The sequence below is a fragment of the Bartonella sp. AA74HLJMH genome (genome assembly GCF_042197045.1).
Taxonomy (GTDB): Bacteria; Pseudomonadota; Alphaproteobacteria; order Rhizobiales; family Rhizobiaceae; genus Bartonella.
On the sequence record NZ_JBHIRJ010000074.1, the window covers coordinates 1 to 1,982 of the forward strand.

The following is a 1,982-nucleotide window of genomic DNA, read 5'->3' on the forward strand; positions in this document are numbered from 1 at the left end:
AGGAGATCGAGGCTCATATCCTCTAGCTCTACAACAACATGCTTTTCTGGTATCTTCATAGAGTTTGTCCCACTTGGATTTGTCTCTCTTGGTATTGTCCTTGTGGTTTTCCGCCATAAAAAAAGGGCAAGAGCGTAATGGAATAGCGGATGCGCTGGGATTGACCAGAGCGACTGATATAGTCGTGGTCTTTTGTGATACTGGTGATTACTACGGATCCATGGAGAAGGACACTATAGGTCGTATCATTAATCCAACGAAGCATCTGGACAGGCTTTGCTCTTCGAATAGTTTGGGCGATGGCATCTATCGCTACCCGGTCACCAAATTCTTCTGGAAACCAAACTCCATGAATGGTTTTTGCATCATTGCCATAGCCGGTAAATTGCAAACTGGGTGCCTTGCCAAAACGCTCCATACAAACCCATGAGGCAGAAAACTCTTCTTCAAAAGATTGGAAATTCAGCCAGTCCACATAAAATTGATGCGGTCCTAACATCATCAAAGGATCTCTCATAGGCTCCCTCCCCTCATTCTGTCCCGCCATGCAGCGCATTAGCGCGTGCCCGTTGAATGGCGTGGGCAACCGCACGACCAGTGGCCACAGGATCACGGGCACCATTGACATGCACTGTGACATTTTGATTGTGTGTGATGGGGGAACGGTCTTTGTCTCTTTGTTCTCTCACAGAGTAATTGGCATGCCCCGCCCCCGCAAATTGTGCAATCGGTTGAATGGCTGTTTTACCCCCCAAAAAACTTGGCAAAAACTCTCTTACATCAATGGAACCAATCCACCCCTTAATGCGGCTAGGCAAAGATTTACAAAAATCCATCAATTGTGAGATAGACGACATAAAGCCATCGACAATCGAATTAGCCAGATCTTCGCCGGCTTGTTCCATACCAGCCTTGGCACTCTCCGAGAGCTTTTCCTGTGTAAAAAAACTCTTCAACCATTGCCAAAAGTTGGAAAAGCTTTGTTTAACGCCCTCCCACAAATTGCCAAACCACTCGACAACAGAGGAAAGTCCTTGTTTAAACTTTTGCCAAGTTTGAGAGAAATCAAAAGCAGCAGCAATGATATTTTTCCATTTGGTAATGGTGGTGGTATCAGCACCAAAAAAGCGCATGACGGCTTCAAAGGCACGCCCCCAAGCCCGAGATACCCCCCGTGCAAAACCTTTGACAAAAGAAGAAAAACGATCCCAATATTTCCACAAAGCAAAACCAGCAGCAAGGATGACAGCCACAACAGCAGCAATGACCACCCCGATCGGGGTAAAAATACCCCCCACAACAGAGGAAAGACTTGCCCCAACCACTTCGATCACTGTCCCCATAAAGCCAAAAGAGGCAGCAAATGCACTTCCTGAGACAGCAATCCCCCGTAAAGCCCCGACCAACAAGGTCATGGGGCGTAAGAGTCGGAGTGAACTTGCCCCAAGACCCGCGGTTAGCAAGCCCAGTGAGCGCCCTGCAGCCAATAGCCCTCGCCAGCTTGCAGAAAGACCACGACTGAGTACTCTAAGCTTGATAAAAGAGCCCATCAATTGAAGAAGCCCAAGACGTGTGCCAGCCATGGTAAAGCGCAACACGCGCAGAGCAATATTAAAAGCCATCAGAGCGGCAATGGTTTTGATGATGGCGCTTGTTAAAGTTGGGTGCGCATTCGCCCACGCCATAAGCCCATTGGTAAAATTGCCAACACTTTCCATCAAACTGTTGAGGGGGGGCAGAAGCACTTCACCAATGGTGATGCCCAGAGCCACAATACGGTTTTGCAAGAGTTCAAATTGCCGCATGGCACCGGTTGCTTGTTTGTCTGCTTCTTGTTCTACAGAACCTTTAAAGACTTGTGGATCTTTCACATAATCTAAAGCTTGCCCTAACAATTCGGGGTTACCCACCAATTTGGCAAAATCACCAGTAAAATCGCGCCCCGCAATGGCAATCAGCGAGCGCATCCCCTGTTCGGATTT

The 1,982-nt window shown here is 48.0% G+C and carries 2 protein-coding genes; both read right to left on the bottom strand.

The window, feature by feature from the left end; all coding sequences use genetic code 11:
* Nucleotides 1-55 precede the first annotated feature (55 nt).
* The gene (locus ACFINH_RS09670; RefSeq protein ID WP_375632952.1) at nt 56-517 is read right to left on the bottom strand and encodes a phage tail protein; all 462 of its coding nucleotides are present in this window, start codon (nt 515-517) and stop codon (nt 56-58) included.
* Nucleotides 518-530: 13 nt separating this feature from the next.
* Nucleotides 531-1,982: phage tail tape measure protein (locus tag ACFINH_RS09675; protein WP_375632954.1), on the bottom strand; the 1,452-nt coding region annotated here is incomplete at its 5' end.

Excerpts from the sequence above, each read along its gene's own strand:
- ACFINH_RS09670 (WP_375632952.1), bottom strand. The coding sequence starts at position 517 with ATGAGAGATCCTTTGATGATGTTAGGACCGCATCAATTTTATGTGGAC.